This is a genomic window from Tritonibacter sp. SIMBA_163, from assembly GCF_046535935.1.
Lineage (GTDB): Bacteria > Pseudomonadota > Alphaproteobacteria > Rhodobacterales > Rhodobacteraceae > Epibacterium > Epibacterium scottomollicae.
In genome coordinates, this window is the sequence record NZ_JAWJBP010000065.1 from 1 (window position 1) to 1,247 (window position 1,247).

The 1,247-nt window shown below is 62.6% G+C and carries 1 pseudogene and 1 other annotated feature; the pseudogene reads left to right on the top strand.

The features are described from left to right. Nucleotides 1–1,174, top strand: a pseudogene (locus tag R0J92_RS21370) (IS3 family transposase); the annotation flags it as partial. After that, nucleotides 290–407, top strand: a sequence feature (AL1L pseudoknot). (Overlaps the previous pseudogene by 118 nt.) Nucleotides 1,175–1,247 lie beyond the last annotated feature (73 nt).

Below are 1,247 nucleotides of genomic sequence, written 5' to 3' on the forward strand. Positions count from 1 at the left end.
CCGAAGTGCGTGAACGCACCGTGCGGATGGTTCTCGACGACGAGGGCCAGCATGGCTCTCGCTGGCAGGCGATCACGTCGATTTCCGCAAAGATTGGTTGCTCGGCGAACACGCTTAACGACTGGGTCAAGAAGGCCGAGGTCGACAGCGGCAAGCGCGCAGGCGTTCAGAGCGAGATGGGCGAGAAGATGAAGGCGCTGGAGCGGGAGAACCGGGAACTCCGGCCGGCGAATGAGACCCAGCGCAAGGCGTCAGCGTCGATCACGCCACTAGAACCAGTGGCGTGACGTGCTCGACTTTGCGATGGCGGAGCTCGACCGCCGGTCGAAGTGATGGTGGATTTTATTGAGGCGCATCGTGATGCGCATGCGGTCGAGCCGATCTGCGCGGTGCTGCCGATCGCCCCTTCCACTTACTATGATCACGTGGCGAAGCGTGCCTATCCGGCGCGGTTGTCGCACCGTGCCTGTCGTGCTGCCGCCCTGCGGCCCGAGATCCAGCGCGTTTTCGAAGATAACTGGCGCGTCTACGGCGTCCGGGAAGGGTTCGGCGTTGCCCGCTGCACGGTGGCACGGCTTATGAAGGATATGGGCATTCAAGGCATCATTCTGGGCAAACCGCACCGGACGACGATCCCGGGTAAAAAAGCCCCATGCCCGTTGGACAAGGTGAACCGTGAGCTTCGCGTGCCCGCGCCCAACATGCTCTGGGTGAGCGATTTCACCTACGTCGCGAGCTGGAAGGGGGGGGCGTCTATGTCGCTTTCGTCATCGATGCCTATGCCCGCAGCTGGCGCGCCAGCACGTCAGCGCGGGCAGGTTTCGTCTTGGATGCACTGGAGCAGGCGGCCCATGACCGAAGGCCGACAAAGGCCATGAGGCTGGTGCATCACAGCGACCGCGGCTCGCAATATCCGTCCATTCGCTACACCGAGAGGCTGGGCGAAGCCGGCGTCGAACCTTCGGTCGGCAGTGTCGGCGACAGCTACGACAATGCGCTGGCCGAAACCATCAACGGCCTGTTCAAGGTGGAGGTAATTCATCGACGCGGCCCACGGAGCAGCTTCGAGGCCGTCGAATACGCGACGCTGGAATGGGTCAAATGGTTCAACAACCGCCACCTCCTCGAGCCCATCGGGAACATCCCGCCAGCCGAGGCGGAGGCAAACTTCTAAGCGCCGCTGGAAACTGAAGACACGACCGCGCAACTAACCACAACCAGCCTCCGGCAAACTTGGGGCGGTTCAC